General features: G+C 68.8%; 21 protein-coding genes and 2 tRNA genes. 9 read left to right on the top strand and 14 right to left on the bottom strand.

The window, feature by feature from the left end; all coding sequences use genetic code 11:
- Nucleotides 1–7 precede the first annotated feature (7 nt).
- A tRNA-Ser gene (locus MTP10_RS03525) sits at nt 8–96 on the bottom strand.
- A 154-nt stretch (nt 97–250) separates the two neighbouring features.
- The gene (locus tag MTP10_RS03520; RefSeq protein WP_310707479.1) at nt 251–811 is read right to left on the bottom strand and encodes a YceI family protein; all 561 of its coding nucleotides are present in this window, start codon (nt 809–811) and stop codon (nt 251–253) included.
- A 101-nt stretch (nt 812–912) separates the two neighbouring features.
- On the opposite strand from MTP10_RS03520, the gene MTP10_RS03515 reads away from it, so the two are divergent.
- The gene (locus tag MTP10_RS03515; RefSeq protein ID WP_310707478.1) at nt 913–1,401 is read left to right on the top strand and encodes a MarR family transcriptional regulator; all 489 of its coding nucleotides are present in this window, start codon (nt 913–915) and stop codon (nt 1,399–1,401) included.
- On the opposite strand, the gene MTP10_RS03510 is transcribed toward MTP10_RS03515, so the two are convergent.
- A complete protein-coding gene (locus MTP10_RS03510; protein WP_310707477.1) occupies nt 1,358–1,894 on the bottom strand; it encodes a SigE family RNA polymerase sigma factor in 537 nt (178 codons plus the stop codon). The two genes, MTP10_RS03515 and MTP10_RS03510, sit on opposite strands and share 44 nt — an antisense overlap.
- A gap of 217 nt (nt 1,895–2,111) precedes the next feature.
- On the opposite strand from MTP10_RS03510, the gene MTP10_RS03505 reads away from it, so the two are divergent.
- Together MTP10_RS03505 and MTP10_RS03500 are read left to right on the top strand one after the other, a co-directional pair.
- Nucleotides 2,112–3,059, top strand: coding sequence for a hypothetical protein (locus MTP10_RS03505; protein ID WP_310707476.1), 948 nt, complete (start codon nt 2,112–2,114; stop codon nt 3,057–3,059).
- A 5-nt stretch (nt 3,060–3,064) separates the two neighbouring features.
- A complete protein-coding gene (locus MTP10_RS03500) occupies nt 3,065–3,856 on the top strand; it encodes a MauE/DoxX family redox-associated membrane protein (protein WP_310707475.1) in 792 nt (263 codons plus the stop codon).
- 100 nt (nt 3,857–3,956) lie between these two features.
- On the opposite strand, the gene MTP10_RS03495 is transcribed toward MTP10_RS03500, so the two are convergent.
- Nucleotides 3,957–5,138 (bottom strand): ATP-binding protein, encoded by a 1,182-nt coding sequence (locus MTP10_RS03495; protein WP_310707474.1) that lies wholly within the window; start codon nt 5,136–5,138, stop codon nt 3,957–3,959.
- A gap of 297 nt (nt 5,139–5,435) precedes the next feature.
- On the opposite strand from MTP10_RS03495, the gene MTP10_RS03490 reads away from it, so the two are divergent.
- On the top strand, nt 5,436–5,894 hold the full coding sequence (locus MTP10_RS03490) for a MaoC family dehydratase (RefSeq protein ID WP_310707473.1): 459 nt from the start codon (nt 5,436–5,438) through the stop codon (nt 5,892–5,894).
- Nucleotides 5,895–5,897: 3 nt separating this feature from the next.
- Here MTP10_RS03490 and MTP10_RS03485 read toward each other — a convergent pair whose 3' ends face one another.
- Genes MTP10_RS03485 through MTP10_RS03465 form a run of 5 tightly spaced genes read right to left on the bottom strand, consistent with a single transcriptional unit; the run spans nt 5,898 to nt 9,208 of the window.
- Nucleotides 5,898–6,173 (bottom strand): hypothetical protein, encoded by a 276-nt coding sequence (locus MTP10_RS03485; RefSeq protein ID WP_310707472.1) that lies wholly within the window; start codon nt 6,171–6,173, stop codon nt 5,898–5,900.
- The gene (locus MTP10_RS03480) at nt 6,170–7,723 is read right to left on the bottom strand and encodes a radical SAM protein (RefSeq protein WP_310707471.1); all 1,554 of its coding nucleotides are present in this window, start codon (nt 7,721–7,723) and stop codon (nt 6,170–6,172) included. The genes MTP10_RS03485 and MTP10_RS03480 overlap by 4 nt, the downstream gene beginning before the upstream one ends.
- Nucleotides 7,720–8,451: a prolipoprotein diacylglyceryl transferase family protein gene (locus MTP10_RS03475; RefSeq protein WP_310707470.1), complete on the bottom strand. Its 732-nt coding sequence runs from the start codon at nt 8,449–8,451 to the stop codon at nt 7,720–7,722. The genes MTP10_RS03480 and MTP10_RS03475 overlap by 4 nt, the downstream gene beginning before the upstream one ends.
- A 1-nt stretch (nt 8,452) precedes the next feature.
- Nucleotides 8,453–8,860 carry a hypothetical protein gene (locus MTP10_RS03470; RefSeq protein WP_310707469.1) on the bottom strand — a complete coding sequence of 136 codons (408 nt, stop codon included), beginning with the start codon at nt 8,858–8,860 and terminating at the stop codon, nt 8,453–8,455.
- Nucleotides 8,861–8,878: 18 nt separating this feature from the next.
- Complete coding sequence (locus tag MTP10_RS03465; RefSeq protein ID WP_310707468.1) at nt 8,879–9,208, bottom strand: hypothetical protein; 330 nt, start codon at nt 9,206–9,208, stop codon at nt 8,879–8,881.
- Nucleotides 9,209–9,361: 153 nt separating this feature from the next.
- Between MTP10_RS03465 and MTP10_RS03460 the strand changes: the two genes are divergently transcribed.
- A complete protein-coding gene (locus tag MTP10_RS03460) occupies nt 9,362–9,832 on the top strand; it encodes a hypothetical protein (protein ID WP_310707467.1) in 471 nt (156 codons plus the stop codon).
- A gap of 126 nt (nt 9,833–9,958) precedes the next feature.
- On the opposite strand, the gene MTP10_RS03455 is transcribed toward MTP10_RS03460, so the two are convergent.
- Both MTP10_RS03455 and MTP10_RS03450 read right to left on the bottom strand, forming a co-directional pair.
- Nucleotides 9,959–10,603 (bottom strand): response regulator transcription factor, encoded by a 645-nt coding sequence (locus MTP10_RS03455; RefSeq protein WP_310707466.1) that lies wholly within the window; start codon nt 10,601–10,603, stop codon nt 9,959–9,961.
- Nucleotides 10,604–10,721: 118 nt separating this feature from the next.
- Complete coding sequence (locus tag MTP10_RS03450; RefSeq protein ID WP_310707465.1) at nt 10,722–12,110, bottom strand: histidine kinase; 1,389 nt, start codon at nt 12,108–12,110, stop codon at nt 10,722–10,724.
- 134 nt (nt 12,111–12,244) lie between these two features.
- Here MTP10_RS03450 and MTP10_RS03445 point away from each other — a divergent pair, with 134 nt between their 5' ends.
- Both MTP10_RS03445 and MTP10_RS03440 read left to right on the top strand, forming a co-directional pair.
- The gene (locus MTP10_RS03445; RefSeq protein WP_310707464.1) at nt 12,245–12,790 is read left to right on the top strand and encodes a hypothetical protein; all 546 of its coding nucleotides are present in this window, start codon (nt 12,245–12,247) and stop codon (nt 12,788–12,790) included.
- Nucleotides 12,791–12,846: 56 nt separating this feature from the next.
- Nucleotides 12,847–12,919: transfer RNA gene (locus MTP10_RS03440), tRNA-Arg, on the top strand.
- 58 nt (nt 12,920–12,977) lie between these two features.
- Here MTP10_RS03440 and MTP10_RS03435 read toward each other — a convergent pair.
- Both MTP10_RS03435 and MTP10_RS03430 read right to left on the bottom strand, forming a co-directional pair.
- Nucleotides 12,978–13,244: a tyrosine-type recombinase/integrase gene (locus tag MTP10_RS03435; protein ID WP_310707538.1), complete on the bottom strand. Its 267-nt coding sequence runs from the start codon at nt 13,242–13,244 to the stop codon at nt 12,978–12,980.
- A 194-nt stretch (nt 13,245–13,438) separates the two neighbouring features.
- Nucleotides 13,439–13,801, bottom strand: a complete 363-nt coding sequence (locus MTP10_RS03430) for a hypothetical protein (RefSeq protein WP_310707463.1) — start codon at nt 13,799–13,801, stop codon at nt 13,439–13,441.
- Nucleotides 13,802–14,852: 1,051 nt separating this feature from the next.
- Between MTP10_RS03430 and MTP10_RS03425 the strand changes: the two genes are divergently transcribed.
- Nucleotides 14,853–15,356 (top strand): DUF4265 domain-containing protein, encoded by a 504-nt coding sequence (locus MTP10_RS03425; RefSeq protein ID WP_310707461.1) that lies wholly within the window; start codon nt 14,853–14,855, stop codon nt 15,354–15,356.
- A gap of 469 nt (nt 15,357–15,825) precedes the next feature.
- Nucleotides 15,826–16,065 carry a hypothetical protein gene (locus tag MTP10_RS03420; protein WP_310707460.1) on the top strand — a complete coding sequence of 80 codons (240 nt, stop codon included), beginning with the start codon at nt 15,826–15,828 and terminating at the stop codon, nt 16,063–16,065.
- Nucleotides 16,066–16,241: 176 nt separating this feature from the next.
- On the opposite strand, the gene MTP10_RS03415 is transcribed toward MTP10_RS03420, so the two are convergent.
- Entirely contained in the window at nt 16,242–16,835 is a 594-nt protein-coding gene (locus MTP10_RS03415; RefSeq protein WP_310707459.1) for a hypothetical protein, read from the bottom strand.
- Nucleotides 16,836–17,185: the final 350 nt, after the last annotated feature.

Below are 17,185 nucleotides of genomic sequence, written 5' to 3'. Positions count from 1 at the left end.
CGACCTGCGGAGGATCGGGGATTTGAACCCCGGATGGTGTTGCCACCAAACCGCATTAGCAGTGCGGCGCCATAGACCTGACTAGGCGAATCCTCCTGGAAGCCAAGCGGCTCAGGACAGCGTACCGGCCTTCTGGCGAGGCGGCAAAGCGGTTGGCCAGCGAGCCTTCCTGTCATGTTATCCACAGCCTGTGGACAGAGACCTGTGGATGGAGCCCGCCCGGTGGGGCGGGCACGCCATGACGTCAACGCTAGGCGGGGTTGGCCTCGCCCTCGATCTCAATCTTGATCTTCTTGCCGACCAGGACGCCGCCGGTCTCCAGGGCCTGGTTCCAGGTCAGGCCGAAGGCCTCGCGGTCGATCTCCGTGGTGATGGAGTAGCCCCACACCGACTGGCCCCACGGGTTCGTGCCGGCGCCGCCGTACTCGACCGTGAGCTCGACCGGCTGGGTGACGTCGCGGATCGTGAGGTCGCCGACGACCGTGAAGCGGTCGTCCGACTGGTGGACGACGCGGGTGCTCCGGAAGGTGATCTCCGGGAACTTGTCGGTGGCCAGGAAGTCGTCGCTGCGCAGGTGGCCGTCACGGTCGGCGACGCCGGTGTTGATGCTGGCGGTCTGGATCGTGAGCTCGGCCGACGACTCGAGCGGGGTCTCGCCGATGGTCACCGAGCCGCTGAACTCGCCGAACGTGCCGCGCACCTTGCTGACCATCATGTGCTTGGTCGAGAAGCCGATGCTGGTGTGGGCGGCGTCCAGGTTGTAGGTGCCGGGGGCGGGGATGGTCAGGCCTTCCCAGGTACGGGTGCTCATGGGGGTTCCTCCAACGAAGCTTGCCTTGCGGATATTTGCGCTAACAAAGGTCTACAGGAGGAATATTCCTCGCGTCAACTATGTCCAGCTAGAGTGTGAACGTGCACCACATCGACGACCCTCGGCTGACCGCCATGGGGCTGGTGGCCGAGGTCATAGCGGGTCTGAACTCCCGGATGCAGCCCGTGCTGAGCGCGGCCGGGCTGTCCGACATCGATTTCGAGACGATTCTCCGCCTCGGCCGTTCGCCCGGCCAGCGGCTGCGCATGACCGACCTGGCGGCCCAGACCGGTCTGTCCACCAGCGGCGTCACCCGGGTCGTCGACCGTCTGGAACGTGACGGCCTCGTCGAACGGGTGGCCTGCGCCTCCGACCGGCGGGCCTCCTACGCGGCGCTCACCGACGCCGGCCGCGCGCGGCTCGAAGCCGTGCTGCCGCTGCACCTGTCCGACATCGAGAGCTGTTTCACCGGCCTGCTGGACGACGAGGAGCTCACGGCCTTCCTCGCCACCCTCCGCAAGATCCGCGACGTCGTACGGCCCTGCGCTACAGCGGGGACGGGGGAGGAACCTCCGGATCCGCGACCGTGATGCCCAGCTCGTTCCGCAGCTTGGCCATCGCCCGCGACACCGTGCTCTTCACCGTGCCGACGCTGATGCCGAGCACCCGGGCGACCTCCGGCTCGGTCAGATCCTCGTAGTACCGCAGCACGATCGCGGCCCGCATGCGCTCGGGCAGGTTGCCCAGCGCCTTCTCCAGCCGTTCGTGGACCTCCCCGTAAGCCCCATGGGAGTCGTGCGCCGCGCAGGGCACCTCGGGCAGCTCGTCCGACGGGTACTCCTCGACCTTGCGCCGCCGCCACTGCGAGATGTTGATGTTCACCATGGCCCGCCTGACGTAGCCGTCCAGGGAGCCGCGGTCCTCGATGCGGTTCCAGGCCAGGTACGTCCGGGTCAGCGCGTTCTGCAGCAGATCCTCGGCGTCCAGCGGGTGACCGGTGAGCTGGTGCGCGGTGCGCAGCAGCGACGGCCCGCGGGCGCGCACGTACTCGCGGAACTCCTCTTCGCCCTCGATGATCTGCATCGTCGTCAGAATCGCAGCCGAACGCCCCGTTAGGGCTGAACCAGAATCCAAGATTCGGCCCGCCGACGACAAAGGTCCGTCAAGGTTGGTGGCGGTTTGTACGACCCCGGGTGCGAACTCCTTCACTGGGGGGTGCGTTATTTGCTCCCTTATGCGGTGTCACCCCCACACGACCGGCCAAGACGTGTGAATCTATAGGCGACGAGAAGGGGTAGGCATGGGCCATCCGAGCGTTGACAGGCGCAGGCTGCTCGCCGCCGCGGCACTGGGCCGGGAGCCCGGGGTGCCGGGTCCGGCCCCGGACGACGGCGACCCGGTGCACGCGGTCACAGGGGAGATCCGCGACATCAGCCCCCATCTGGTCCTCATCGAGACTCCCGACGGCCAGGAGGAGCGCCTGGTCATCGCGCCCTGGGCGACCGCCTGGAACGGCGCCGACACCACGCCCGCCGACCTGCCCATCGGCGCCCGCGTCGTCATGCGGGCGCTGCGCGAGGGCAGGCTCGTCGAGCGGATCTGGGCCGGCATCACCCGCATCACCGGGACGATCCTGTCCGTGGAGGGGCGCGGGGACCTGGCCGTCGAGCTGGCCTGCGGCCCGCACCGGGGCCGCCGGACCATCACCGTCCCGTACCGGGCCATCGGCCGGCTCCAGGTACGCCACCCGCGGCTGGAGCCCGGCTACCTGTTCGACGCGATCGGCGTCCAGCGTGAGGGCGGCTGCCTGGCGCTGCTGCCCGCGACCTCGCAGCCCGCCTACCCGGCACGCGCCGTCCCCGACCCGCCGCCCGTCTACGCCGGCACCCAGCAGCGCGTCTCCGGCACGGCCACCTGGTCCGACGCGTTCGACGAGGGGGAGCGGGGCCTGGCGTACCCGATGATGGAGCGTTCCGACACGGGCTGCCCGGAGGCCGAGGTGTCCTGCGCGGGCCTGCCGTACCTCGCGATGGGCTCGCTGGTGCAGGTCCGCAACCTGTGCGCCGAGCGCTCGGCCAACGTGCCGGTCGTCGCCTGCGGCTGCGTGGCCGGCAGGTTCTGTGACCGTTGCGTCGAGTGCGGCACGTCGCCCCGCGGGCGCATCGCCGAGCTGTCGCCGACGACGTACGTGGAGCTCGGCGGCGACCTGGTCAAGGGTTGCTTCAACGCTCAGATCGGATTGGGGTGACGCTCGTGCTGGCATCGCAGCAGCCGGTGCTGATCGTACTGCTCGTCCTCGGGACGGTGGCCAAGGTGATCACGGTGCGCTCCGGAGGGGAGCCGGGGGCGCTGTCGCGGCTCGGCCCGGCCGTCCTGGTGCCGGGGCGCATGCAGGCCCCGGCGCTGATCGTCTGCGCCGCCGGCGAGCTGGTGCTCGCGGGCGGGCTCCTGCTGACCGGCCATCCGGTGTTCCGCTGGGGCACGGTGACGTTCTTCACGCTGTCCACGTACGTGCTGCTGGAGCTGCGCAGACGCCGGCCCGACGCGGGCTGCGGCTGCTTCGGCGAGGTCAGCTCGGCGCCCGTGGGACTCCGCTCGGTCGCGAGGACCGTCGTGCTCACCGGCATGGCCGTCATGACGGTGTGGGCGGAGACGCCGGGGTGGGCGGTGTTCGCCCGGCCGTCCTGGCACACCTTCGCCGGCCTCGTCGTGCTGCTCGCGCTGTCACCGGAGCTGGAGGAGATGGTGGACCGGCTGCGATACCGCGCTCCCTGCGAGCAGCGCCGCGGCCCCGCCGAGGGCGTCACGCTGTCGCGGCTCAGGAGCAGCGGAACGTGGCGGGCTCACCAGGCCGAGCTCGCCGCGGCGGAGCCGTACGACAGCTGGCGGGAGCTGTGCTGGCGCTTCTTCGCCTTCGACGGGCAGGGCGACCGGGACGTGGTCTTCGCGGTGTACCTCAGCGGGCGCCGGCCGGTGGTGCGGGCGGCCGTGGTCAATCGCGAGGACAGCGGCTCCATGCCGGAATATACGCACGTATCGGCCTGACACTAGACAGCCGTAGATTTCCCACGACAGCTTGATGTAGCTCTATTGGGCTGTCTAGCTTCCCCACTAGACAGCCCAATAGAGGATTAGGGGATGCCGCTCAGATCGGTTGAGCCCGCAGGAACCTCCCGAAATGCGGCACCGTGAACGCGATCAGCCCGCGCTCGGCGCTGTAGATCAGGCCCTTCTTGATGAGGCTGTCGCGCGCGGGCGACAGGCTGGACGGCTTGCGGCCGAGGGCGTCGGCGACCTCGGCGGTGGCGACCGGCTCGTCGCCGATCTGCGCCATGGCGTGCATGTAGTCGCGCTCGGCCGGTGTCGCCCGCTCGTAACGGCTGCCGAAGAAGCCCACCGCCAGCTCCTCCTCCGCCTCGGGGGCCGACACCCGCACGTCCTCCACCGTGATGGGGCTGCGCGGCGCCAAGTCCCAGGCGACCTTCCCGTACGCCTGCACGAAGTAGGGGTAGCCGTCGGCCGCCTCGTAGAGCGCGTCGAGGGCGTCCTGGGTGAACTCGACCTCCTCCTCGCGCGCCGGCAGGATCAGCGCCATGTCGGCGGCCTCCCGGTCGAGCCGGTCGATGCGGGCGTAGCGGAACAGCCGCTCGGAGTAGCTCTTGCTGGCCGACAGCACGCTCGGCAGGTGCGGCAGCCCGGCGCCGACCACGATGAGCGGCCCGCCCGACTGGGACAGCTCGTGGCAGGCGGCGCACAGCGCCGAGACGTCGGAGGCCGGCACGTCCTGCATCTCGTCGATGAACAGCGAGATGCCGACGCCCAGGTCGGTGGCCACACTCGCCGCGTCGACGAACAGCTCGGTCAGGTCGATCTCCAGGTCGCCGGAGTCGGCGCGGCCACGGCTGGCCGGCACCTCGATGCCGGGCGACCAGTGCGAGGTGCCCTTGGCCGCGGCCGGGTCACGCATGGCGAACGCCTTCAGCACGCCGAGGAACTCCTCGATGCGCTCCGGCGCGCGGTGGCGCGGTGCCAGCTCGCGGACCGCCATGTGCAGGGCGGCGGCGACGGGACGGCGGATCGACTGCTCGGGCCGGGCCTCGATCTTGCCCGTGCCCCACAGCCGCTGCATCGCCATGGACTTGAAGGTGTTGAGCAGGACCGTCTTGCCGACGCCGCGCAGCCCGGTGACGACCATGCTGCGTTCGGGCCGACCACGGGCCACCCTCTCCAGCACGACCTCGAACTGCTGGAGCTCACGGTCACGGCCGGCGAGCTCGGGCGGACGCTGCCCGGCTCCGGGGGCGTAGGGATTGCGTACAGGGTCCACGCTCTCGGACTTTATTGCCGGATATAGCGGCCGTCGTAGATTTGCGCAGAAAGCCGTACGGCGTGTCCGGGCAGGGGCGGTCGCCGTCATCGTCATCGGACAGACCCCCCTCTCACCTGGCCGAACCCCTGTTCGATTCGACATCCAGAACTGTAGCGCGGACTCGAACGCCCGTGCGATGCTTTCGAGTAAAGATCTTCGCAACAGATCGGCCCGAGGCTCTTCGGCCCGGCGTCCGGAGGCGTACGGACTGTTGGACTTGGCAGCCGTCCCGCCAGCGCAATAGCGTTCACCCCCATGCGGACCTTCGCGAACGTACATGAGCTCAAGGCGGCCGTCGGCGAGACGTTCGGCCCGACCGAGTGGCGCACGGTCACCCAGGAGCAGGTCAACCTGTTCGCCGACGCCACCGATGACCACCAGTGGATCCACGTCGACGTGGAGCGGGCCAAGAGCGGGCCGTTCGGCGGCACGATCGCCCACGGCTACCTGAGCCTGTCGCTGCTGCCGTCGTTCATGTTCGAGCTGGTCAAGGTCGAGGGCATCGCCATGGGCGTCAACTACGGCCTCAACAAGGTCCGTTTCCCCCGCCCGGTGCCGGTCGGCGCGCGGGTGAGGGCCTCGGGCGAGCTCACCGACGTCAAGGGCACGCCCGCCGGCTACCTGTCCAACCTGAAGATGACGATCGAGGTCGAGGGCGAGAAGCGGCCGGCCTGCATCGCGGAGACGCTCAGCCTGTACGTCCCCGCCGAGTAGCCGTCACCGCAGGGACAGGACGATCGCGACGACCGCCACCGCGCCCAGGAGTCCCAGGTAGGCCAGCACGAGCCGGGTGTCCCGCAGCAGGCACTTGCTGCGGGTCAGCCCGGCCCGCCGCGCCTTCCAGTACCCCGCGAACCCCAGTCCGGCGAACCCCAGGACCGCCCACGGCCCGAGCAGCCACGCCAGCAGCGCGACCGTCGCGTACACGCACAGCCGGAGCGGATCGTACGGCTCCGCCTTCTTCACGCCGGGGTCATCGGCGGCGGCCTTCACGTGAGCACCTCCAGCGGCAGCCGGGTCCGGGGCTGCGACGCCACCGCCGACAGCCGCTGCGCCGAGAGCTGCGGCCACGCCTGCACCGCGCAGAACGGCGCGCACTGGTCCTGCTCGGCCCGCGTGCCCACGTGGACGCAGCACTGCGTGAGCCGTTCCTCGATCATCGTCGAGATGTCCATGAACGGCTTGATCGTCAGCCGCACCACCCGCTCGCCCAGCATCCGGCGCAGCTTCGCGCGCCGGCCCGGCAGCGCCGACGAGGCGAGCGTGAGCAGGGTGGCCACGCCGAGGTCGCAGTTCTCGCAGATGTCACGCCACAGGTCGCCGATCCGCGGGTGCGACAGCGACGACTGCTCCGACAGCAGCCCGAGCAGCGACTCCTGTACGGCCAGCCGCAGCTCGCGCGGGATGTCGCTGTCGGCGATCCGGTTGGAGACCAGGCCCAGGTTGGCCTTGAGGCGGTCGTGGCCCATCAGCGCCACCAGCGACTTCCACTGCCGCGAGTCGTCACGGATCAGGTAGCCGACCGAGCAGCAGTGCGGGTGGGAGCAGGGCAGCGCGGTCAGGTCGCGCCACGTCACCAGTCCACGGGTCTGCGGCCCGAGCCGGCTGAGCACGCCGGTGTGGGTGAGCCGGTCCATCGGGTCGATCAGTGCCGAACGGCCGGAGCCGAACTGCGGCTGCAGCGACACCCCGCCCACGAACGGCGTGTCGAGGGCCAGCCGCACCACGTCGCCGATCTCGCCGTCGTTGACGCCGAGCGCCGCGGTCATCACCAGCGTGGTGAAGATCTCACGCTCCGACAGCCGCCGTACGGCCTGCTCCTTGAGCCGCCGCAGGTCACCGCCGCGGTGGTGCCGCGACGCCTCGGCCGAGCTCCCGTCGTACTGGAGGTAGACCTCGACCCGCTCGCGGTGCTCGGTGAGCAGGTCGAGCAGGTCGTCGTCGCGGGCGACGAGGACGCCGTTGGTGTTGATCAGAATGCGGGTGACCGGCCGCTGCGTGAGCTCGCGCAGCAGGAGCGGGAGCTCCGGGTGCAGGGTCGGCTCGCCGCCGCTCAGCATGAGCACGTCCAGCCGGCCGTTCTCGCGGGCCAGGCGCTGGTCGACGTTGGCGAGGACGTCCGCGACCGGGACGATTCCGCTCAGGTCGGGCGAGCTGTCGGCGAAGCAGGTCGGGCAGCGCAGGTTGCACGCCTCGGCGATGTCCTCCAGCAGGATGCACGTGTGCTGCGTCTGCATCTCCGGCAGACCCTGGAGGTACGCGGCGGGGATCGGCGCGAAGTTGCCCGACACGTCCGGGACGTGCTGCTTGGTGGGAGCGGTCCACTCCTCCAGGTACGTCAGGATCTCGGGGTCCTCGTCGTACAACGTCCGGACCAGGCCGTGCTCGCGGCACCCGCGCTCCAGCCACACCCGGCCGTCCCGGACCGCCAGGTAACCGCTGAGCCGCTCCACCCGCTCCAGCTCCTGGCCGTGACAGTGCGGGCAGAACGCGTTGACGTACCTGAGGATGCGGTCGCCCCGCAGTCCCATCCCAGTGCTCATGACCTGACCTTCCGCCGGAGAAGCGCATCGTAGCGGCCGCGCCGCCAGCCGTACCCGACCCGTACGGCCAGCAGGAGCAGCCCCGGGACGAGGAACCACTGCGGCCGGGTCAGGTCGAGCCACACGGTCTCGTTCGCCCGGGTGAACTCCACCAGGAACCGGAAGACCGCGTAGCCGGCGAGGTACAGCGTGAACAGCTCACCCGGCCGCGTCACCCTGTCCCGCGCCCAGACCAGCGCGCCGTACGCCACGAGCTGGAAGATGATCTCGTAGACGAACGACGGGTGCATGGCCTGGCCGGTCAGGCAGCCGGGACACTCGGGGGTGGCCGGGGGAGCGTGGATGCCCCACGGCAGGTCGGTGGGCCGGCCGGGGGCCTCGGTGAGGTGGCAGCCGATCCGCCCGACGGCCATGCCCAGCGCCACCGCCGGGGCGAACAGGTCGCCGGTGCGCTCCTGATAGCCGATGATCCGCTTGGCGATCAGCACGCCGGCGTACGCCCCGGTCAGGCCGCCCAGGATGCTGCGGGAGCCGTACAGCCACAGATCCTGGAGGTCGAGCGTCTCCATCCAGCCCGCCAGGCGCATCCCGATGGCGCCGCCGACGAGCGCGCCGGTGACGGCCACCAGGGACTGCTCGCTGAGCGCGCCCCGCCGCCGCGCCTCCCGTACGAACACGACGGAGGCGACGAGCACCCCGAGCCCCACGAAGATCTCATGCAGCGGCATGTCAGCCGTACAAACTCGGGTTGAGGCCGGTGCAGTACCCGGCGGACACCATCGACCACAACGCCCAGCCGATCATCAGCCCGAGCCCCAGCCCCGTCGCCCACGGCCGCCGCACGAACAGCAACCCGGCGCCCGCCCCGAGCCCGACGAGAGCCAGCGCGACGGCGCCGACGGCCATCCACGGCGTGCCGCCGTTCCGCCCCATGGCGGCGAAGAACATCAGGAGGCCGAGCACGACGTTGACCAGGCTGTAGAGAGCCGCCCCGGCGAACGCCAGCCCGATGACCAGGCCCGGGGACCCTTCCCGGGGCGGCCTCGGGGGAGGCGGCCACGCGCCGTACGGCGGCGGCCCTTGCTGGTGCGGTCCGTCCGGCGGCGGTGGCGGCGGCGGTGGTGGTGGTGCGCCCATCCCTCAGAACACTCCCCGCTACGAGTAGAGATCCGGGTTGAGCCCCGTACAGAACCCGGCGGACACGATCGAAGCCGACGCCCACCCGATCATCAGGCCCAGCCCCAGCCCCAACGCCCACGGCTTACGCCGAAGCACCAGCACGACTCCGCCGCCCAACGCCCCGAGGGCCAGGAACGCCGCCCCGACCCCGATCCCGGCCGCGGACCCGACGCGCAGCACGGCCAGGCCCACGACCACGTTCACGACCCAGTACCCGAAGGCGCCCGCGAAGGCCAGCCCGACGACCTGCCCGGTCTGTGAGGGTGGGGGTCGGCCCGGGGAGGGCGGAAGCGGAGGAGAACTCACGACGGCCAGCCTACGGGCCACTCCCGACAGGAGATAGGCCGTCTGTCTTCCGGCTTCCGGTCCGGCCGTCGAGCGCTCAGTTCCCGCTCCCCGAACGGTCAGTACTGGGGCACGCTGATTGCAGCCACCCAAGCGAAAGCCGAGGAGCAAGACATGAACCCGAACCGCCAGCCCGCGCCGGCCCTCCTCGCCCCACTGGCACCCCTCGTCGGCCGCCGGACCGTCCAGACACACGTACCCGGCCTCACCCCCGCCTGGAGCGAGTTCACCTGGGCCGAGAACGGCCTGTTCCTCCGCCAGGTCTCCGACATCGACGAAATACCGGAATCCGCTCCTCAGGAGTGGCGGGAGCACGCACCCTTCCCCACCACCGTCCTGATCGGCCTGGACGACGCCACGGGCGAGTTCACCATGCTGTACGCCGACGCCCGAGGCGTTCACCGCGTCTACCGGATGACCTTCATCGACGGCATCTGGCGCATCTGGCGTAATGCCCCCGGCTTCCACCAACGCTTCACCGGCACCCTCCAGGGGGACGCCATCGACGCCCGATGGGAGTTCTCCAAGGACGGCACCACCTGGAACGTCGACTTCACCCTCACCTACACCCGTACGACCACCTGAACCCACGGTCCTCGGCCTTCGCGGTCCTCGGCCTTCGCGGTCCTCGGCCTTCGCGGTCCCCCGCTTTCACGGTCCCCCGCCCGACCACTGGCCCCCGGAGCCTGCCAGAGAAGAAGAGGTGTGGCGTCAGACAGCCGGCCCTTCCCCCTCATAGGCGGAGTAGTAGATCGCCGCCTGCACCCGGCTCCGCAGCCCCAGCTTGTTGAGCACCCTGCTCACATGCGTCTTCGTCGTGGCCTCCGCCATGTCGAGCTCCTTCGCGATCTCCGCGTTGGACAACCCCCGGGCCACGCAAGCCAGCACCTCCCGCTCCCGAGGCGTCAACCCGGCCACAGCCTGCCGATCCCGAGGCGGAGGCAGCTCCGCGAACGCCGAGATCAACCGCCGAGTGACCGCCGGCGAAATCAGCCCATCCCCCCGAGCCACCACCCGCACGGCCTCTACCAGCCCGTCCGCATCGGTGTTCTTCAACAAGAACCCCGCAGCCCCAGCCCGAAGCGCCCCGAAGACGTACTCATCCACATCGAACGTCGTCAAGATCAGCACATCGGCGACCCCGGCCAACTCCCGAGTAGCCGATATCCCATCCAGCCGGGGCATCCGCACATCCATCAACACGACATCCGGCCGCATCTCCCGAGCGACCGCCACCGCCTCCTCCCCGTCGGCCGCCTCACCCACGACCTCGATGTCATCCACACCCCCCAGAATCAGCGCAATCCCGGCCCGAACCGCCGCGTGATCATCCGCCACGACCACCCTGATCGTCATCCACCCACCACCCACTCGCCCCGGCGACCCAGCGCCCACATGACGTACTCGCCCCGGCGATCCGGCGCCCACATGACCGGCTGGACCGGACCGCTCGGCGCCCGCACCCACCACCCGTTCACGCGGAAACCAACCCGGTGGGCAGCACCGCCTTCACCCGCCACACCCCAGCCGTGTCCAACCCGGCGCCCGCCCTCACAGCCAAGGCGCCAGCTCCGACGACAGTCCCGATCTCACAAGATCCACCTACCAGCGCTGCCCTCTCACGCATCCCGACGATCCCCGCCCCCGACCCCGGCAACCACACCTCACCCCGGCGAAGGCGCACCCCTCCACCCGGCTCCTGTTCCGTACCTCCACCGACCCCAACCGCAGTCCCCGAACCATTGCCGGTACGGGCGACGACCCCAGCCCCCGAACCGTTGCCGGTACGGGCGGCAACCCCAGCCCCCGAACCGTTGCCAGGAGGAGCGACACTCCCAGCCCCACTCGACCCACGGACAGGATTGTCGACGATCACCGTCACGCACCCAGCCCCATAACCCAGCACCACCTCGGCCGACCGCTCCCCATGCTTCAGCGCATTGGTCAACGCCTCTTGCAAGATCCGATACCCCGCCAGATCAACCGAGGCCGGCAACTCCCGAGGCTCCCCCTCGACCCGCAACCCGACCTCCATCCCGGCCCGCCGAGCCCGCTCCACCAAACTCTCAGCGTCCGCCAGCCGAGGCCGCACGGCGTCACCACCACCCCCGCCCGCGCCTCCACCTGGACCTTCGCCACTGTCCTGCCGTAACAGCCCGATCATGGCCCGCATCTCAGCCATCCCCTTGACGCTGTTCTCCCGAACCGACTCCATGACCCCCCGCACGGTCATCGAATCGAGATCCTTACGGGACAGAACGGCCGTGGCCTGAATGGCAATGGCGCTGAAGTGGTTGGCCACCATGTCATGCAGCTCCCGCGCCATCGCAGCACGCTCACTCGCGATGGCAGCCTGCCGATCCAACTCCGCGAGGCGCGCCACCTGCTCCGCCCGAGCCCGCTCGGCGGCGGCCTGCTCCCGCTGCTGCCGCAGCACCATCGCCGTCGTAACCGGCGAAATGAGCACCAGCCCCGCCTGCACCGCATAAACGGCCGGCAACCGCCAGTCCTCAGTCACAAACCACGTCAACGCCCCGACCAACACGGCGAGACAACACGCAATCCCCAGCAACCACCGCGAGAACCTCGCCGGCCCATACAGCGCCGCAGCGTAGATGTTGTCCGTATAGATCAACAACGTAGGCAGCGAAGGCCCCACGAAGAGGTCCACCACCACACCCAACGTCCCCAGCCCCAACGCCCCCAGCGGCGTGCGCCACCGCACGGCGACGCCGGCGCACGTCAACGCCAGCGGAACAAGGAGCGCCCACTCATCCGCCCCACGGCGAAAATAGGCGCCACCCGCGACGAGCAGCGCCCCGCACAGGAACGCCGCCACCGCCCACAGCCCCGCTGTCCGCATGCCCCCCATCCCACCACCTCGCGCCGCCAAGCCCCTCCCCCCTCGGGCCACCTGTGGATACACCCTTCGATGTATCCACAGGCTCCTATCCCCTGACGATGTACGACGCCCTCGTCCCCGCCACCATGGAAGTCGTGATTGTCGCCATCCTCATCGGCTGCGAAATCGGCTTCTGGCTCCTCCTCGCCCTGGGCCTGGCTTCCCGATACCTGTGGAAGCGCCGGACCCTCAGCACCGCCCTGCTCCTGTGCGTACCGCTCCTGGACGTGATCCTGCTCACGGCAGCCGTCATCGACATGAGAGGCGGCGCCGTGGCGGACATCAGACACGGCCTCGCGACCGCCTATCTGTCGTACTCGATCGTCTTCGGCCACCGCACGATCCGCTGGGCCGACGCCAAGTTCCACCACCGCTTCGCCGGCGGTCCCCCACCCCCACGCCCACCAGCGGGCGGCATGCCCCGAGCCCGCTACGAATGGGCCATCTGGCTCCGCGTAGTCCTCGCCTACGCCCTCACCTGGGCCATCGTCCAAGCCCTCATCTGGCTGGTAGCCGACCCGACACGCACGGACCCCCTCCTCGCCTTCGTCGGCGGCCTCCTCAAGATCCCCCTCATCGCCCTGATCTGGCCGGTCAGCTACACCCTCTGGCCCCGCAAACCCGCGTCCGCCAGATCCTGACCCCAAATCCGGTTCGAGGCACAGCCGAAGGTCCGCTATGCTTGCTTACGCAGCGAGCGGCCGTAGCTCAATGGATAGAGCATCTGACTACGGATCAGAAGGTTGGGGTTTCGAGTACCTCCGGCCGCACACAGCATCAAGGCCCGTTACCAGGGAAAACTGGTGACGGGCCTTTTCGTTGTGTCATTCATCCGCTCTCTTCGGATCCTGTGGGAGCCACCGGGGCGAGCTTGCCCAGGAGAGCGCCCGAGATGGCTTCGGTAGCGGCCCGCTTGTCACCCTCCATGAGGTGCCCGTACACGTCCTTCGTGATCGCGATGCTGGCGTGGCCAAGCACGTCCGACACGACGTGCAGCGGCGTGCCCTGGGCCAGCATGAGCGAGGCCCCCGAGTGGCGCAGCTCGTGCGGGTGCCAGTGGCCGAGCCCGGCGCGTTGGGCCAACTTGGAGAACAGGTGAGAGAAGCGCCAGCGGTCGCCGTCCCTGATCGCCGTGCCATTAAGGGCGGTGGCGAGGGGTCAGGCACGGCCACTCACGCCCGACCTCAGCCCCAGGCCAACGCCCTACGAGCCAAGGTCCCTGCAATTCTCAAGCTGACAGCGAGGGTTCGTTCCCGTCACCCGCTTCAACTCCCGCGTGTCCCGGGCGTTCATTTCCCCCCATCATCGTCATCAGGGGCGAGCAGGCCGCACGCTCCCTCGATGTCTCCAGACGAGATCAGATCGCGAACCGCAGCCGCCATACTCTCGAACCCAGCGTCCCGGATGATGATCAAGTCTGACCACCAGAAGTACCTGCCGCCGAGACACTCACCGGTGCGCACGTTCTTGTCCATGTTCCGCCGGACCACATCCAAGGTCATGAAGGTCGCATACCGGCGTGAGCCGTCGCGAAAAGTGATCGTCGCGTCCGCCTCATCAGCGGTGTCCGGCTCGTATCCGTCCCATGCTGGGATCGTCATCTCGAACTCCGGATCCGTGATGCGGTAGAAGATCCCATCGAAAGCGATCACCCTGTGGTTCCTTCCGTAGCTGGCGGCGCCTCCTCGTCGACGATGGTGGCATTACATAGAGCTCGCTAGGGCCGGGGGCGCGTTAGTGGTTCTGCTGGAGGAAGCTCAGGACAGGGGACAGACGCAGTGCCACCGTGACGGCGGGTGATGTGAGCCTCAAGTAGCCGAACAGCCAGCCCATGACGGTAGTGGAAGGCGAAGAGCAGCGGGATGTCCCCATCGGGGCCTGAGCGTTCAGGATCCGCCCCATATGCCAGGAGCACGGCGGTGCATGCAGCATCGAGTGGCTCTCCGGTCTGAGCTGCTCCGTCCGCCTCCACGTCGATCGCATGCAAGAGCAGTGTCATGTTGGAGCACACCTCATTTGGGTCGGTACCGGCGTCGAGCAATGGGTTAGCTCCCTCAGGTCGCCATGCTCTACGGCCAGGTGTGCCGGAGTCATCGGCTCATAGCGTGCCGCTTCTGGTTCCATAACCGTGATCAAAGCAGACATCGGACCACTGCTGCCGGCTCTGGGTGACCGCAGAGTCGATCTCATTTGGGATTCACCGTGGGAGCCACCGAAACGAACAATCATGAACTGTGCCGGACCGATTCAAACTCCAGAAGATCCGGTGAGCAGCACGGCGAACGCCTCCGAACGACCCTGAAGATCGTTTGGGGGCCTACGGATCAGAAGGATGGGGTTTCGAGTACCTCCGGCCGTACAGCAGATCAAAGGTCCTTCGGGATGATCCACGGAGGGCCTTCTTGGTGGCCGTACAGCAACGTCGTACGGCCACGCGGGCTCGCGCAGCCGGTCTTCTACCGACAGCGCGCGGAGACGACGAACCCCGTAGTGTCCTCGCGGTACTTGACGATCTCCAGCGCCATTCGGAGCTTCTGCCTGTCCCCGGCCGCCAGCGTGCCCGTGCACCCGCTGTCGGCCAGATCGGCATGGTCTTTTCGTACCGACCATGCAGGGTGTCCAACGCGGACTCCGCATGCGCTTCAGGCATACCCGCGATCAGCTTGTTCACCGGCACTCGGCAGACTGCGCGATCATGTGGGCATGGTTCTCCCTGCCCCCTCCGAACGTCTTCCCCGAGAGCCGAACTCGATCAAGGTGTGGTTTCAGTTCGTGCCTCGGAAAGGCTGGCTTCCCTACGACAGCGAAGGACTTTGGGCCACGCGCTTGACCGGGGACACCGCCCGTGTGGCCAACGTCCCCTTCCTGCAGGACGGGGTCGCCGAGGGTGACGTGGTGCGCTTCATCACTAATGACGAGGGACTTCACTGGGCCTGTGAGCGGGTGGAAGCGTCGGGCAACTGCACGGTCAGGGTTCTGCCGGTGCCGGACGGACCGCTGGGGCGCAGCGCACAGGCCGTGTATGAGCAATTGACCCCGTTCGGCCTGGGTGCAGAATCCTTCAGCTCGGAGCTTCCCCTGGTCGCCTTCACCGTGCCGGCCGACGCGGAACTCGGGCAGATAAAGACGCTGCTGATGCGCGGTCAAATGGATGGCTGGTGGCACTTCGAGGAGTCCTGCATCACCGACGCCTGGCGGAGCGCTTAATGTGTTCGTTCACGGCCGCGGAAGCTGCCAACCTTGCTCAGGCATCGCCGAGGCCCTCCCGAAGACGGTGAACCCATTCCGAGGGGCTGCTCTACTCCTTCCCCGACTACGTCGCCTGCAATATCCCGGGATCCCGCCGAGCACCCCGACCGGGTGGAACCGCTGTCCAAACTCGCGTACGCGGTGCTGCAGCGGGCCATCCGGACCGAGACGCCTGAGGATCTGGACAAGGTCGTCGCCCTTTGCAGGCAGCGCAGCTCGGCGCATGATGAGCCGGCTGGACGTGCCTTGGGGATGGCGTGGAGCGAGACGTTCCCGCGCGGACGGGTGCGGTCGGTGGAGCACGTCACCTTTCTGCCCGACCTTTCGGGCAAGATCGACAAACGTGCACACTTTCTAGATCAACAAGCGCTACCGTGGGCCATCCAGACGGCGGCGCGTGCGCTGCCCATCGAGGAAGGACCATGTCTTGCGACAGAAAGCCGCACGGTTCGGCGTGACCCTTGCCATGGCCGGCACTCTCGCCGCCGGTGTCCTCGCTGCTGCCACCCCGGCCAGTGCCACGGCTACGGGCTGGGTCCCGTACCAGGGCTACCGGACCTTGCAGAACTGCGTCTCGGCGGGGACCGCCAAACTCATCATGAGCGGGTACAAGGAGTACGACTGCCGCTGGGACAGCCCGTACTACATGCTCTGGCTGAGGAAGTAGCCGCGGGCGAGGTCAGGTGTCCCGCTTGCTGAGCCGGCACGCAGGAGATGGACGACGCTGCGCGCCGGTGCAGGAGACGGGCCTTGGGACGCCGAGCGTCTCTCGAGGCTCCTCCGCCCGAGGATCAGGGCGTTTCCGATGGAACTGCGCGAGGCGGCGGCTTTCCGGAGAGATGGTCAGCGCCAGGTGGCGCGTTTGAGGACGCCTGACAGGCCGTGCGTGTTCCAGGCGTCGACCACCAGGATCTGGGAGGTGGGCAGGAGCCACTCCCGCTGGGTCCATTTCGCCGTCGTGCGGCCCGTGTCGTTCGTCACGCACCTGTTCGGCCAGGCGGTGTACTGCGCCTTGTGGCCGGGGCCGACCTGGCGCAGGCCCCTGGAGGTGGCCTTCTCGCCCGGGTACCAGCTCAGCTTGGAGTTGAACGGGCAGGGGATCACGCCGCTGAAGGGGTGGAACTGTCGCTTGCCGGTGTAGGTGATGGAACCACCCCCGACCGGGACGTTCTTGTACGCCTTCGGGCCGAAGATCCAGAAACTCTCGCAGCCGGGGGCGAACGGCTCCGGCTTCTTGCAGAGCGAGCCGGTCACCACCACGACCGTGTCCCCCTTGCGGTGCACCTGCCAGTCGGCGGGGATCTTCAGCGTCATCCCGCGGAAGGACAGGGTCCTGGCCTGCTCGGCGGACGAGTCCGGGGCGGCCCACGCGGCCGAGGTCCCGGCGAGTACGGCGGCGGCCGACAGGAGGGCGAGGGCGGAGAGTCGCTTTCTCATGCCGGGCAGGCTATGCGCCCGTACTTGGAGCCCGCTGGCCGTCCGCTTGCAGCCCCGCCCGTCGGCGACCACTACGCCGGGCCCGGGGTGGTGGAGGGCGATGGTCGCCGCCCTCGTAGGGGGAGTGCATGTCGGCTCCATCCTTGAATGAGGGTCGAGCTGTCAGGATCCTTCGGTTCGCTTCACTGATCAAGGGCCCTGCTGTGACGGCTCAAGCCCGGGGGCGGCTCAGACGGGTCGAGCGATCCGAGGGCTCGCTCCTCGTCAGAGCCGCGGGCTTTCCGTGAGTCGCCGGTCTCGAAGAGCGCCGTCCCGGGCACCGGGTACGGCCGCACCGGCCGGCGTGACCG

This window comes from Nonomuraea sp. 3-1Str (assembly GCF_031570565.1).
Classification (GTDB): Bacteria; Actinomycetota; Actinomycetes; order Streptosporangiales; family Streptosporangiaceae; genus Nonomuraea.
This window is presented reverse-complemented; position numbering and strand designations above follow the sequence as displayed.